Annotated in this window: 16 protein-coding genes; 6 read left to right on the top strand and 10 right to left on the bottom strand. The window is 38.6% G+C overall.

Features of this window, described 5'->3' with window-relative positions; genetic code table 11:
- Positions 1 to 49: 49 nt before the first annotated feature.
- The 3 genes from IQ283_RS12860 to IQ283_RS12850 all read right to left on the bottom strand — a co-directional run bounded on the left by IQ283_RS12860 (position 50) and on the right by IQ283_RS12850 (position 1544).
- Positions 50 to 898 carry a MerR family transcriptional regulator gene (locus IQ283_RS12860; RefSeq protein ID WP_194220542.1) on the bottom strand — a complete coding sequence of 283 codons (849 nt, stop codon included), beginning with the start codon at positions 896 to 898 and terminating at the stop codon, positions 50 to 52.
- A gap of 195 nt (positions 899 to 1093) precedes the next feature.
- Positions 1094 to 1300 (bottom strand): hypothetical protein, encoded by a 207-nt coding sequence (locus IQ283_RS12855; protein WP_194220541.1) that lies wholly within the window; start codon positions 1298 to 1300, stop codon positions 1094 to 1096.
- 40 nt (positions 1301 to 1340) lie between these two features.
- Positions 1341 to 1544, bottom strand: coding sequence for a PspC domain-containing protein (locus tag IQ283_RS12850; protein WP_194220540.1), 204 nt, complete (start codon positions 1542 to 1544; stop codon positions 1341 to 1343).
- A 183-nt stretch (positions 1545 to 1727) separates the two neighbouring features.
- Between IQ283_RS12850 and IQ283_RS12845 the strand changes: the two genes are divergently transcribed.
- Positions 1728 to 2561: a DUF2935 domain-containing protein gene (locus tag IQ283_RS12845; protein ID WP_194220539.1), complete on the top strand. Its 834-nt coding sequence runs from the start codon at positions 1728 to 1730 to the stop codon at positions 2559 to 2561.
- An 11-nt stretch (positions 2562 to 2572) separates the two neighbouring features.
- Here IQ283_RS12845 and IQ283_RS12840 read toward each other — a convergent pair whose 3' ends face one another.
- The 4 genes from IQ283_RS12840 to IQ283_RS12825 form a co-directional block, all read right to left on the bottom strand.
- Positions 2573 to 3835, bottom strand: coding sequence for an ATP-binding protein (locus IQ283_RS12840; RefSeq protein WP_206759460.1), 1263 nt, complete (start codon positions 3833 to 3835; stop codon positions 2573 to 2575).
- Between the two features lie 140 nt (positions 3836 to 3975).
- On the bottom strand, positions 3976 to 4497 hold the full coding sequence (locus IQ283_RS12835; RefSeq protein WP_194220537.1) for a GNAT family N-acetyltransferase: 522 nt from the start codon (positions 4495 to 4497) through the stop codon (positions 3976 to 3978).
- Between the two features lie 142 nt (positions 4498 to 4639).
- Positions 4640 to 4840 (bottom strand): hypothetical protein, encoded by a 201-nt coding sequence (locus IQ283_RS12830; RefSeq protein ID WP_194220536.1) that lies wholly within the window; start codon positions 4838 to 4840, stop codon positions 4640 to 4642.
- Positions 4841 to 4948: 108 nt separating this feature from the next.
- The gene (locus IQ283_RS12825) at positions 4949 to 5785 is read right to left on the bottom strand and encodes a formate/nitrite transporter family protein (RefSeq protein WP_194220535.1); all 837 of its coding nucleotides are present in this window, start codon (positions 5783 to 5785) and stop codon (positions 4949 to 4951) included.
- A 250-nt stretch (positions 5786 to 6035) separates the two neighbouring features.
- Here IQ283_RS12825 and IQ283_RS12820 point away from each other — a divergent pair, with 250 nt between their 5' ends.
- A complete protein-coding gene (locus IQ283_RS12820; protein WP_194220534.1) occupies positions 6036 to 7235 on the top strand; it encodes a cytochrome P450 family protein in 1200 nt (399 codons plus the stop codon).
- A 90-nt stretch (positions 7236 to 7325) separates the two neighbouring features.
- Here IQ283_RS12820 and IQ283_RS12815 read toward each other — a convergent pair whose 3' ends face one another.
- Complete coding sequence (locus IQ283_RS12815; protein WP_194220533.1) at positions 7326 to 7745, bottom strand: CBO0543 family protein; 420 nt, start codon at positions 7743 to 7745, stop codon at positions 7326 to 7328.
- Between the two features lie 205 nt (positions 7746 to 7950).
- Here IQ283_RS12815 and IQ283_RS12810 point away from each other — a divergent pair, with 205 nt between their 5' ends.
- Together IQ283_RS12810 and IQ283_RS12805 are read left to right on the top strand one after the other, a co-directional pair.
- Positions 7951 to 8397, top strand: coding sequence for a GNAT family N-acetyltransferase (locus IQ283_RS12810; protein WP_194222219.1), 447 nt, complete (start codon positions 7951 to 7953; stop codon positions 8395 to 8397).
- Between the two features lie 81 nt (positions 8398 to 8478).
- Positions 8479 to 9204: a Bax inhibitor-1/YccA family protein gene (locus IQ283_RS12805; RefSeq protein WP_194222218.1), complete on the top strand. Its 726-nt coding sequence runs from the start codon at positions 8479 to 8481 to the stop codon at positions 9202 to 9204.
- A gap of 47 nt (positions 9205 to 9251) precedes the next feature.
- On the opposite strand, the gene IQ283_RS12800 is transcribed toward IQ283_RS12805, so the two are convergent.
- On the bottom strand, positions 9252 to 10409 hold the full coding sequence (locus tag IQ283_RS12800) for an MFS transporter (RefSeq protein ID WP_194220532.1): 1158 nt from the start codon (positions 10407 to 10409) through the stop codon (positions 9252 to 9254).
- Positions 10410 to 10536: 127 nt separating this feature from the next.
- On the opposite strand from IQ283_RS12800, the gene IQ283_RS12795 reads away from it, so the two are divergent.
- Positions 10537 to 10971, top strand: coding sequence for a MarR family winged helix-turn-helix transcriptional regulator (locus tag IQ283_RS12795; RefSeq protein WP_194220531.1), 435 nt, complete (start codon positions 10537 to 10539; stop codon positions 10969 to 10971).
- A 201-nt stretch (positions 10972 to 11172) separates the two neighbouring features.
- Here IQ283_RS12795 and IQ283_RS12790 read toward each other — a convergent pair whose 3' ends face one another.
- Positions 11173 to 11619 (bottom strand): DUF4385 domain-containing protein, encoded by a 447-nt coding sequence (locus IQ283_RS12790; protein ID WP_194220530.1) that lies wholly within the window; start codon positions 11617 to 11619, stop codon positions 11173 to 11175.
- A gap of 219 nt (positions 11620 to 11838) precedes the next feature.
- Between IQ283_RS12790 and IQ283_RS12785 the strand changes: the two genes are divergently transcribed.
- Positions 11839 to 13650, top strand: a complete 1812-nt coding sequence (locus IQ283_RS12785; protein ID WP_194220529.1) for an LTA synthase family protein — start codon at positions 11839 to 11841, stop codon at positions 13648 to 13650.
- Positions 13651 to 13752: the final 102 nt, after the last annotated feature.

The raw sequence follows: 13752 nt of genomic DNA, 5'->3' as shown, positions 1-13752 counted from the left end.
CATTTATATTAAAGATAGGTGGACTAAAGAAAAAAACAGAAGGTGTCTTCTATTTTGGGAAGGACTTCTTCTCCCCTACAGCTTTTACTTTTATTTGAATCTCTCGCAAACGTTCATCCTCTTTATGTGAGATAAACGAATCAACAATTTGTCGAATGAAAAAAGGTCCATCTGGCTCATAACCCTGTTCAGATACGAAGCTCAATAGGGTTTGATAATAAGCATTATCTTTCTCTCTCCCTTCTCTCATATAAACACTCGCATACTCCCCCTCTTCAAGTGTCATAATCTTTTGATGATCAATTTCACTATCATCTTCAATTAAAATAAACAATCCGTCATACTCCATCGTTTCTCGTGTTTTCATATGCTCGACTGATAGAATAAACCCTACTTTCCCAACCATGATCGGAGTAACGTGATCAATCTCCTTTTTTAAACCGCGTAGCACGCTTTCAATATCATCTAGCGTATGGAACTGACCCTGAATGGCTAATAAATAGCGGTGAGGGAGTGTACGAATTTGCGGTTCACCAATGAAGAGAATATCTCTCGATTGCTTTAAATCCAATATCTTCGTTTTCAAATGCTTCTGCATCTTTACTAATTCATTGATTTTCTCATCATTAATTCGTTCATATTCAGATAGAATTTCAATAAATTCCTCTACGGTGCTATGCTCTACTTTTTTCTTTATTTCTTTTAACGGTATGCCCATCTTTTTCAAATACCAAATCATGTCCAATTTTTTAAATTGTTCTAAACAATAATAGCGATAACCTGTTTGATCATCGACTTCAAATGGCTTGAAAAGCCCAATTTCATCGTAATACCTAAGTGTTTTCACAGGAATATCATGGAGTTTTGACATCTGGCCAATTGTAAACTTATGATCCATCCTCCATTCCCTCCTAATCGTCAACGTAACGTGATGGATTAAAATGAACCAACATTAGTTTTCATTCATTCCCTTCATTATGTTCATTTCGCATACAATCTTCAACTAAAAAAAGGGCTTAGCATAATCGCTAAGCCCTTTTTCTTATCTTACTCAGTGAAGGAAATATGATCGTTGTTACAAAACCAATTCACCTTAGTGGTGATTTGTATAACTTTCTTTCAAAGCCATCTTCAGCTGCATGCTATTTGTAAGAACCCCTAGGAATCCCATCACTGCAAAAATCGCAGAAAGGAAGTTTGAGGATAAGTCGATCCATCCAAACAAGGAAAAGAGTCCAGAACAGAATATCAAGAAAGAACTAATCATTCCCACGATATAATAAAAACCGTTTTTCTTCATTTAAACCTCCAATAACATACCAACGTATGCAACCGTCTTCTCAATCCTTAAACTTAACCTCCTGATCTGAAGGAAGCATAAGAGCAGCCCCAAAGTAAACGAGCACAAAGATTCCAGATGTTAAGAGCGTTAGTGCGATGTATGCAATCCTTAATATATTTGCGTCTATATTCATAACCTCACTTAATCCGCCTAAAACACCCGCTAATTTTTTATTCGTCGTTGATTTGTAGATTTTCTTCATAAGGCACTCTCCATTCATTTTGTTTCTTACTATTCTTTATTCTTTACGTATTCAAAGCAAATTAGTTTCAATTACAACAAAATCATTCGTTAAAGGATGTATCAGAAAGAGCTTTCATTGGTATAACCTGCTCTAAGCTTCATACTTTTAACTAAAAGACTGCGCCCAAAGGAGGCACCTCACTTGGTTCAGACACCACTTACTCCATGGCAGGAACATCATTTCTGGATTGAAATTCTTGCTGATCACGCGATCTTTGTACGTGATTACTTATCACCGTCGGAACATAAATTTGTGAATGAAGCGAATCAGTTTGCTATGGCCTTCGACGAGCTTCGCGCGCAACTCACACCTCTTAAGCGTGATGAACCCGCAAGCTCTGACGCTATGATTTCCTTTTCACGTAAAGCTTATCACCTGGCAAGGGCCTATTTCAATTTCGAAGGCACGATACAACGCCTTAGAATTCGGAACGAAATCAACATCAACCTAAGTCCATCTTACTTTAATGGAACGCTAGATGAGAATGAAGAATATTTGCGTCAGCTTACTTTCTACATCGAAGGAAAGGTGCCGCCCCCTCTTTCTCTTCTCGACTTAATGGACTTATGGTTAACTGATCAAGTTGGCCACGCCTCGCTATTAATTGATATTCTCGATCCGATTGAAGTCGAATTCATCACGAAAGCCCAAAATATTCAAAACCAATTTCGTGTGTATATCTCAAAAAACAGAGCCATGCGGGGTTTTCTTCGATTTACACCATCTGGCTTTCGAGCTCAGCAACGATTTGCAAATGAAGTCGCACATTCGATTCAAGATTTAAACGCTCTTGTCGAAGAAGTGATGTCTCTCTTTAAAATCGATGAAGTTCTAAACAATACGACATTACGATTTCTTGAACATCATTTTCCTGAAAGCTGTTATTTCCTAGCCCATCTTAGCCACTATGCTCCATCGATTCCAGCGCCTTCTTGTTCATTAACAAAACCTTCCTATTTGCCACCAAAAAAATGAATACACATCACTTATGACCCTTCATTTTCTATTTTAAAAAGAAGGATCACGGTTGTCCCTTTATTAGGGGAGCTTTCATAAATGATCTCCCCATTCATGGCCTTCATAATGCTATGTGAGACCATCATACCTAACCCTGTCCCTTTTTCTTTTGTAGTGAAAAAAGGCTCGCCCATTCTTACTATCTGCTCTTCTGACATACCAATGCCGGTGTCTGAAATACTAACTTTTAATTCAAAACCTTTATGTAAAGCATCAACAGTTAATTCGCCTCCATCTGGCATCGCTTCAATGGCATTTTTTAAGATGTTTAACAGACACTGCTGAAATTTACGCTTTTCTGATTGAATATAAGTGGGGGATATATCAATGTTTGAGTTGATGGTCACATCCGACATTGTAGCAAGAGGCTGAATGACGCTAAGGCTTTGTTCAAGTTCACTTTTTACATTTATTTTCTCAACCTTTTCTGGAAAAGGTTTGGCGAAGGTTAAATAATCATTAATAATTTCTGTTGCTCGATCAAGCTCATGAATAGCAAGCTCCATGTACCCCTTCGTTTTCTTATCTTCTAAATCACTGTTGATCAATTGAAGAAAACCGCGACTAACGGTTAAGGGGTTGCGCACTTCGTGTGAGATGCTTGCAGCAAGGTGACTCGCCACCTCTAGCTTCTGGCTCTCCATCACTGAGTGAAGCAACTTAAACTGGTTAATAAATACTTCATAAATGAGCGTGGCTAGGACGACACCCGTTAAGCTAATAGAATTGAATAAAATCCATGTTTCTAAGCTTATTTGCGAATCAAAGAAAACGAGTGATAGGACTGTAGATACACTCCCCAGACAGGCATCTAACCCAGCAGCAACTGCTAACTTCCATTTAAGGTCCAGTTTAAGAAAGTGTGTTGATACTAAAGAAGTGAAAATGGCAACGAGTGAAAATGAAAGCAATGTAGGGTAGAAACCACTTCCTCCAAGCATAAAACGATAGCTTAATAAGACGACCAAGTAAATAAGCGATACCCATTTCCCACCGTATAAAGCCCCAAGAATAAACGGGATCCTTCTAAAATCTAAAATGAAATTTTCATTAATCACAATGGGATACATCATACAGAGAATAACGGAAAGAAGAGGGAAGATCGCGAGTAACCAACCTGATGATCGTTTCAAAAAGGAAGTCTGCTTCAATAGATAAAGAATCTGAATAATACTTAACGGTGCAAAAACGAGTAGTAAATTGAGTAGGAAGCTCTTTGCAGTAAGTATCATCGTCATTGCCACCACTTTTCTAATAAATAGTAAGGTTGTCATAGTAAATATTCTTTATCTTTCCGTCTAATTCCTCTTTAAAGATGAGTAATCTTATTCATTTCTATTGATAATCGAGCGTTTTCTTTGTTAAAGCTAACTCACATTTCTTCCACTTTCGGAATACAGGAAAACAAATCAAGCTTTTTATCCCATTTACGAATCGTTTTCTCATAGGACATCCCAATTCGTTTTGCCACTTTAATAGAAGCTTTGTTCTCAGGATCAATTAATGAAATTAGCTTCGAAAGACCTATTTCTTCAAAACCATATTTCTTACAAGCCAACGCGGCTTCCGTTGCATAACCACTTCCCCAATACCTTCTAGCAAAAAGATAGCCGATCTCTACTTCAACACAACCGTCCATTTTTTGAAGTACAAGCCCACATTGCCCAAGAAAACAGCCACTTCTTTTCTCTTCAACGATCCACATGCCAAAGCCATATACTTTGTAATGATGCAGCGTCCATTCCACCCATTTCTTCGTGTCTTCTCTACTTTTACATGCAGGATAGTACCTCATTGCTTCCTTATCAGAAAAAATCTCTAATAGGTAATCAACATCTTTCTCTCTCATTTTTCTTAAGATCAGTCGATTCGTAGAAAGAACTTGAGCTGTCATATAACTCACCTCTATGGCAGTAAAAAAGTTACAATCAAATCCTGATTGCAACTCTTTTTATCCTTATCTTATACTGTGATGTAAAAAACATTCATTCCCATAATAGGAGGACGCTCATTCTCTTCCTCATCCTGATCGTTTGTTAAAGAGCTTCCTCGTGCCGATTTTGCTGATCATAATCCCCAAACTCCATCGCCTCCAATATGGCCTCTTCTGAAAAGCCGGTTAATATGGAGATTTGTCTTATGTCACATGTCTTTTTCTGATGCTGCCTAATGAATTGAATGGCTACCATTGCTTGATACATAATCTTTGTATACTTGCTTAATAGCTGTTGACTCATCGAGCTTCGGCCACTTCCTCTCTTGGATGAGAGAAGAGAGGAGCATCACTCCCTTATACTTTAACCTATCACTCTTACGCCTTTGTTCCAATAAGAAAAACTGAATTTTTACAATTTTTGATTAGAAACTTTCGTAGCCGAAACGATTATTGGATTTCTTTGGATTTCTTTCCTTTTTATAGGTTCGTTTAGAAAGAAAAAGAGCATTCCTACAAAAAATCCTCCACCTACGATATTCCCAATCGTTACAGGGATGAGATTATGAATAAATCCACCCATATTAATAACCTCAGAATGAGGAGAAGTAAGTGAAATGAGAAATACAGCTAGATTCGCAATACTGTGCTCATAGCCTGAAATAAAAAATGTGAAAACAAGAAGCATCATAAGAATAATTTTGGCCATATCTTCCTTCACACGCATAGGAATCCATACAGCAAGACAAACAAGCCAGTTTGCAAAAATCGCCCTAAAGAAGAGATAGGAAGTCGGTAATGTCATTTTCTTTTCAGCTATCGTTAATAACAGATGGTCCTCACCAATCGATTGAAATACTCCACTAAAGTATAGAAGCGTCGTAAAAAGCAGAATACCAAGAAAGTTTCCTCCATAGCACGTCATCCAAACGAGAATGGTTTCTCTCCACGTCGTCACTTTTTTCATCGTCCCAATTGTCATATACATCGTATTCGATGTAAACAATTCACCTCCACCATAAACAATGAGAATGAAGGCTATTCCAAAAAATAAAGCGGTCATCACATATGTCATAGGCGAATGTACTTCATAGAAAAATTGACCTACCGTAAAACTTAGTACCAAAGCAAAACCGATGTAGACTCCTGCTAACATAGCACGAACGACATAATGAGCCATTCTGTCTGATTGTAAATCGCGCTTAGAAACCGCACTGCGACAGATCATATCAATCGTTTCTTTTTCCAAATCTCTCAACTCCAATCTAATGTTCAGCATTTCACAATATAGTTAAAGTGTAAGACTCGTTTTATCCCTCAACAAGTTCCTGGTTCTACTTGTTCCTAATTCGCCATAATGAAAACGGCTTCTCTATGAAATCTGAGGATCGTGTGACACTTCTTACTGTTTATTGAGAATTCTTAGTTTTTCATCTATACTAGCCATATTGACTGACCAGTCAGTCTAATGGTTTAAAACAATAAAGGAGGAACATTGTATGCAATCCGTTGAATCTGTCTATCAATCCAACTTTAAAAAAGGTGCATATGCTTTCTACGAAAATTTGCGCCAAAGCGAGCCGATTACGTCCATTGGAAACTCCAATGGTAACAATACGTGGATCGTCACCTCTTATGATGATGTGCTTGAGCTGCTAAAACGTCCTTCCTTTATTAAAGACCAATCAAAACTCTTCTCAAAAAGCGCTCGTATGGAAGACGAGCCAATGGAAACGAAGATTTTTCATCATATGATGCTAGATGTTGATCCACCAGATCACACGCGGTTACGAAAACTTGTTCAGCCTGGTTTTAACCCTAAAGCGATTAAACAACTAGCTCCGCGTATAGAAGCCATTGCTGATCAATTAATTGAAGAAATGAAGCAAAAGAATGATGTCGTAGACCTAATTGATGATTTTGCTTTTCCTCTACCAATTATCGTCATCTCTGAATTGCTTGGTGTACCAACAGAAGATCGAGATAAGTTCAGAAAATGGTCCAACTCCATCGTCTCCGCTTCCGACAATATGGAAGGCGAATTCATGAAAGATGTACAGGAGTTTACCGATTACCTCACAACTCTCTTTAACAAAAGAAAAGCTGATCCACAAGATGACTTGATTTCAAACCTTATTAAACATGAAGAAGATGGAGAAAAGTTAAGTTCGGATGAGCTCTATTCAATGGTTTTTCTACTCATTATTGCCGGGCATGAAACGACTGTTAACTTAATTGGCAACGGTATGCTCGCTCTCTTCGAACATCCAGATCAGCTTGAACTGTTGCAAAGTGACTTTTCGTTAACAGAAAGTGCGATCGAAGAAGCGCTTCGTTTTTATAGCCCCGTCGACTTCTCGACCGCTCGCTGGGCAGAAGAAGATTTTGAATTCAAAGGTGTTCAATTAACAAAAGGAGATATGATCCTCGCCTCCATCTCATCTGCTAATCGAGATGAGAAGAAGTTCGACAATCCGAATAAGTTTGATATTACTCGTAAACCAAATCCTCACATCGCATTTGGCTATGGCATTCACTTCTGCCTTGGTGCTCCACTAGCAAGGTTAGAAGGAAAGATTGCCTATCAAAAATTACTTTCTGCTTTCCCTTCGATTCAATTAGCAGGAGCTCCTGAGGATGCAAAATGGCGCAATATGTTCTTATTACGCGGACTAGAAGAACTTAAAGTTCAGCTCTAATTGTTATAACCTCTAGCTTAAATCAAAAGCCCCTCCTATTTTGTAGGAAGGGCTTTTGATTTCATTATATCGGCACGTGCCTTTTTAATACTAAAAAGTATCCATAGCATACGAGATAAGCAAGTATGAAACATATGTCCAGTAGATCGTCCATCCATTAGAATAGTGTACAAGGTCAATCCACACCCCAATCCCTTCAATGATTGTTGTGATCAAAGAAAAGCATAGGATAATAACAAAAGGATGAAATGAAGTTCGTTTAATAGACATAAACAAAAATCCTGCTAGAATCGGATAAATACCAAAATACATCGGCATCGCTGAGATGGTTTCCATTTCATATTCAGGGTCAATACGCCAGAAATCAAAATGTATTCCTACCACATCAAAAATAATCGCTACAAAGGCAGCAAAAGGGGCAATCAGAAGAAAAAGCGTAAAATCTTTTTTCACAAGATAGATTCCAGCGATCCATGGAATTACAAACGCAGCAACAATGTTAAATAGCATTTTCGCTCACTCCTCATATAAGGAATGCACGAATTTGATTAGATTTATACTTATTATTATGAGTTTGATCTACCCAGTTCAAATCATCGATCGTTTTGAGCAAAAAATCGAGAAATCAACAAAACGTCTTCGTTTACAGATATTATAGAAAATGATTATACTCAATCTATACAATAGGTTGGAATTAGGAGGCTATTAAAGAATGATTGCAGTAAGAATAGAAACAGAAGAAGCATTAAAGGAAGCCTTTAAGATACGAAAAGAAGTTTTTATCGAAGAACAAGGCACGCCTGAAGACGAGGAATATGACGAATTTGATTCTCTCGATACAGCAGAGCATATTCTCGTTTTGGATGCGGACAAAGCAGTGGGCACGGCTAGATGGCGTATTGTTGACGGGGAAGGTAAATTTGAACGAATTTGTATTTTAAAGTCACACCGCAAGCTTGGGATCGGTAATTTAATCGTACATAAGCTTGAAGAGCTTGCCATAAAGAAAAGCATTACGAATGTAAAGCTACATGGGCAGGTACAAGCAGAGGGGTTTTATCATAAGCTTGGTTATGAAACAAAGTCAGATGTTTTTATGGAAGATGGCATCCCTCACATTCTCATGAGGAAAATACTACCTGAAACTTTCTCAGCTCTTTAATCGTAAGTTAGATTAGAATTAAAATTGGGAACATATCTATTATAATGAATCTACTCTTACGAAAAGGATGAAGTATACATGATGCGAAGCGGAAATCCCGTTTTAAAAAATAATACCTTTAACAAAACACGTGATCAAGGTGAAGCGATGACAATTGGAGGAACGGTAGCAAAGACGTTCTTCTTATTCCTCTTTTTACTCGGTTCATCCATCTATACCTGGTACCGCTATGCTCAGGGAGAAGATGTGTATACGATGATGGTCATTGGTGCGATCGGTGGACTGATCTTTGCACTGATTACAGCATTCTTTCATCGTGCTGCACCGATTACAGGTCCAATCTACGCCACGCTTGAAGGATTTGCGATTGGTGGTTTATCCGCAATTCTAGAAGCCCGATATCCCGGAATCGTTATTCAAGCCGCCGCTCTTACCTTTTCCGTTATGGGCGTTCTGCTCTTCTTATATGCTGCTCGAATTATTAAGGTAACAAAGAACTTCCGATTAATGATCGTATCCGCAACGCTTGCGATCTTTGTTGTATATATTATTGACCTTGGGCTGAATCTCTTCTTGAACGCCAACGTTCCTTACTTACACTCGAACGGCGTCGTGGGGATAGGCATTAGTCTATTCATTGTTGCCATCGCAGCGCTTAACCTTGTCCTTGATTTTGACTTTATCGAAAACGGCGCAAACCGCGGTGCACCAAAACACCTTGAGTGGTATGGCGCATTCGGGCTCATGGTTACGCTCGTATGGTTATATATTGAGATTCTTCATTTGCTTCAGAAGTTAAGACGATAACGACAAAAGCCACATCCTGAGGATGTGGCTTTTATATTGCTGAAAGTTTATTGAACTTGCAGTATTTGACGCTTTTTGTTTCTTTTAAGCCATAGACTATAAAATATAATAATCAATAATCCAAATATCACAGCAATCAGGTAAATAACCACTAAATTACTTGAAATTCCTTCAACGAAAGAAGAAAGAAATTGTCCTAAGAACGTAAAAGAAGAGAAATAAGCAAGGTTCTTCCCTCGATTACTTACATTACTTTTTTCAACAACCATATGGTTCGCCAAAGGAATGGTAAATCCGAAACCAAAACCTATCACGATTCCGGCGAGGATTGCCAATGCAAATAAACTTTGTCCTACAGTCAAGATGATAAAGCCAATTGTAAACAAAGAAAAACCGGCAAGAAGCGTTTGGTAATCAGAAAACCGTTTCACCATTTTAGGCATAACGCTCGCTGAAATGACAGCTACTAAAGAAATCATTGCTAAAAAATAACCTGTACTGGCAGATCCCAACCCGAAGTTTTCTGCTAGATAGAATGGTAAGGTGATAAAAGCGATAAAAAACATCGTCATTGCTAATAATGCCGCAAGTAAGACGGACAAAATAGATGTAGCATTGGCTGTATTCGACTCTTGCTCTTCTTCCAAATTGCTCGATTTTCGAAAAGGTACGAAAATGATGAGAAACAATAGGGCAACCCATGCGATTAAATAAATCATAAAAGGCCACTGCCATCCTAATCCACCAAGTACTCCTCCAATACTTAGAAAAATTATACCGCCTGCTTCAATGGACATTCCCTGAAGAGCAATCATCTTCAACCGCTCTTCACCCACAAAAAATTCGGCCAATAGGCCTGTCGAGGATGACATAACGATCGCCGTCGCTCCACCTAGCAAGATACGATCAGCAAAAATAGGAATTGTTCCTGAAAGCCAAATAGCTGAAACTCCAATCGCTCCATACAGTATTAAGCCACTAAATAAAGCGATATAAGATCCGACCCGATCAATCAATCGGCCAGCAATTGGAGCGAATAACACAACGCCAAGTGCAGGCAAGGTTGTCAGCCATGTCGCCATATCCTCTACTCCATAATGCTCTGATATTTGAATAAGTGCCGGTGTAATAGCACTTCCTACCATGATTGTTAAGCTAGCAGCAAGCATTAATGAAAAGACACCCGCTCTGGATAATTTGTTCATCTTTCATCCTCCTTTATTACAAAGAAGAGCATAACACAGTTTAATTAGTTAGGAAACTAATTAAACTGTGATCGATATTCTTCTTATCACTATGCTAAAATACAATTAGTTTAGGAGGTAAACGCTTATGCATAAATCTCATATTGACGACATCGGGTATCAAGTCCAGCAAATATCTCATTTAGTAAAGCAGCTTCAAAACGAACGATTACTGAAAGAAGATCTTAGCATCTCACATATGAATGTTATGTTTGTTCTCTATGAAGAAGATCGAGTAAACCAGTCACACATTCAAAAAAACCTTGGAATAAAAGCCTCCTCTCTATCTAAGCTAATCGATATTTTAATACAAAAAGGGTTGGTTACTAGAGAATCACTAGATGGAGACGCTCGTTCTAAAATTATCTGTCTTACAGAACTAGGGAAAGAAAAACAACAACAGCTATATCATGTAAGAGATGAATTAGAAAATCAGCTCACTGAAGATTTAAATGAAACGGAAACGAAGCAACTTGCAAGGATGCTTTCGCAAGTGAAGAATAACTTACTGAAGCACAGTTGATCCTTCATTATAAAAAAAAGAACTCCTATCAACAAGAGTTCTTCGTTGTTTTAATTCGATACACAATAATAAAGCCCCCTATTAGTGGAGATTTCCGCGAAAATCAACTTTATTCCGCGCTTTTCACATTAATTCCGCGAATTACACCGGTTTGTCCGCGATATTTAAAATAATTCCGCGAAACCGCTGCAGACGCGTGAATTACCCGTACTTCTTCTGATGTTCCTTCTTCTTCTCTAAATAAGCTTCATCCGTACGGACAATCTTCCACTTCTCTTCAAAAATCCTCGCAGATTCGGCTTTTTCCTCATCAATATCTCGCTCGTTCACGTCACCGTCACTGTCGTATTTCTTACCGCCTTTGTAATTCGCATAGCGACGAGCTCTTGTATAACCCATTTGAATGAACTTGCGGGCCATATCCATTCCTACGAAATCATCATTTTCCTGATAGTCTCGAAACATTTGATAGATTTTTTCAGAAGACTCCTTCGCAATATCAGGCGTTTTAAAGCGCCAGTGTGGGAGGATTTCACTTTTATAAGGCTCTACCATTAGAACCCCCTGCTCACCTCGACCAACACGATATTTTTCAGGCTGTTCTCGAAAATTAATATTGTCAAAATCAAGATCATAGTCAAATGCCATCGATACCACTCCTTTTTGAAAGGTATTCCCAGTATGAGCCAGAGAGTAAACAAGATCGGACCATTCAACTCTTTATTTACAGATTCCTAATCTCCTTAAAAGACGCGTGCTCCTTACACTCATTGGAAAAAACACACATATAGCACATTCTAACGTTCCTCCTCATGCATTTTTGGGTAAAGAATAGTCGACACTGAAGACAGACGTTAGGAGGATCCCATGATATTTTTCGGTTATGCTCTCTATTTACTTCTCGCCGTTCTAAAATTTATGCTATTTAGCTACTTTACAAATACAGCTTTTCCATTGGAATTTCTCCTTATGAATCTTGCCGGCATGCTGCTTTTATCTAGCTGGACACTTCTGATTCAATGGAAGAAACGACGGTGGATTTGGCTCACGCTTTTATTTTTACATAGTCTTCTTCTAATCTCAGATCTCTGGTATTACCGCTATTTTGAAGATATGCTTTCCGTCTCCCTCTTTTCACAAATGCTTCAAATGAGCGATGTTGGCGGTGGATTTATGGCGCTCATTCGCTTCCAAGACTTTTTCCTTTTCGCTGATGTTATGATCTTTCTTTTGATACTCTTTTTCACGAGAACGAAAACGTTTGAAGTAACGAAGAAAAAACGAAGAACGATGGCAAGTACCACATTTCTAATCGGAGTCGTTCTGTTTGCGACACCGTTAATTTTTAGCGCTGTTAAAGAAGATCAGTCGCCAAACCAATCTGTTTCAGATATGCGAGACTACTACAAGCTTGGTTTCTGGGGCTACCACGGTGTTGATCTTTGGAGAGGTGTGATGGGAGCCCTTGACTCTGAAAAGAACTTAACCGTGAAACAACAAAAAAAGCTTGCAGAAAATAATTCTGAAAACGCGGATGGTTCTCCTATAAAACCGAATATCATTATGATTCAACTAGAATCCTTTCAAGGTTCTCTGATTGAGCAGAAAATCAACGGGAAGGAACTGACCCCCAACTTAAACGAGTTAAAAGAAGAAACGTTGTACTTCTCTTCGTTTTATCATCAAACACATGAAGGAAGGACATCTGATGCTGAATTTATAACAAATACGTCCCTCTACCCCTTGAAATCGGGATCCGTTTATACACGTTTTCCGGAAAATGAATTTGGATCATTACCGGAGCTACTGAAAGAGAATGGCTATGACACAGCAGCCATGCATGCGTATGACAAAGGATTTTGGAATCGCGACAAAGTGTATGAGAACATTGGCTTCAATCATTTCTTTAGCAACAAAGATTACCCTAATCAGAAAAAAATCGGCATGGCTTTAAATGATAAAAACTTTCTCACGACCTCTATTGAACATATGGAAACGTTAAAAGAACCTTACTTTGCGTTCATGGTGGCATTAACGAGCCACACGCCATATGAAATTCCGGAAGAAGAAAGGGATCTGGATTTATCGGGATATGATGATCCGATGTTAAAACGGTACTATCAAACTGTTTATTATGTCGATCAGGCCGTTGGGCTAATGGTTGACGAGTTAAAGCAGAAAGGGATGTGGGAAGACTCCCTCGTGATCTTCTATGGTGACCATGATAGCGGACTGACGAACGAAGGCAGCGAGATGAGAAAGGAAGCCAATGTTGAAAGCGCCGTAGATGCTTTTGAACTCGATCGTCAAGTACCCCTCTTCATTAAGAAACCAAATGAAGGTAGTGGCCAGGTGATCAAAGAAAACGGCGGGCAAATCGATATCGCCCCAACAATCGCTGACATGTTAAATATGGAAATGCCGTATATGATGGGGAATTCTCTTCTGGATGATCAACCAAACCTCACTGCATTTCGAGATGGGTCTTTCCGCTATCGTAATTATTATTACGAAGCTGATTTAACAGAAGATGCCGGAAATGGAACGTGCTATGACGTTTCTACGGAAGAGAAAGTATCGCTTGATAAATGTGATGATCAAATCGAAAAGGTACCAGAGCAACTCCGCCTTTCTGATGCGATTATAGAAAAGAATGGTCTTGAAGAAGAAAACGAATAGAAACTAAGAATTGACGGTTCAGACATTTATAAGTCTGGATCGTTTTTTGTGGAACGTTGTAATAGTACCTTTGACACAGCTTTTCAATGAGAGAGGAAACGC

Origin of the sequence: Pseudalkalibacillus hwajinpoensis (assembly GCF_015234585.1) — a bacterium.
GTDB classification, from domain to species: domain Bacteria; phylum Bacillota; class Bacilli; order Bacillales; family Guptibacillaceae; genus Guptibacillus; species Guptibacillus hwajinpoensis_B.
This window is presented reverse-complemented; position numbering and strand designations above follow the sequence as displayed.